Genomic DNA, 253 nt, shown 5'->3' with positions numbered 1-253 from the left:
TACGCAGCGGATAATACCCAAGCGGCTATTCAAGCGCTAGATGACGGTGAGTCATTAACCGATACTATTACGGTGACCACCAGCGATGGTGTTGAGCAAGCGATTGTTATTACTATCAACGGTGTTGACGACTTATCTGTTGTGGCAGGCGATGCAACGGGGTCTGTTACAGAAGATGATGCAGCAACGTTAAGTACAACGGGCACATTATCGTTAAGTGATGTAGACAGTTCAGATACAACGACCTTTACGC

The 253-nt window shown here is 46.6% G+C and carries 1 protein-coding gene; it reads left to right on the top strand.

Annotated elements, in window-relative coordinates; translation table 11 throughout:
* Positions 1 to 253, top strand: a 253-nt coding sequence (locus tag Q0794_RS18175; protein WP_298944290.1) for a VCBS domain-containing protein, incomplete at both ends; no start/stop codon positions are given.

Origin of the sequence: uncultured Psychromonas sp. (assembly GCF_947489755.1) — a bacterium.
Classification (GTDB): domain Bacteria; phylum Pseudomonadota; class Gammaproteobacteria; order Enterobacterales; family Psychromonadaceae; genus Psychromonas.
This window is presented reverse-complemented; position numbering and strand designations above follow the sequence as displayed.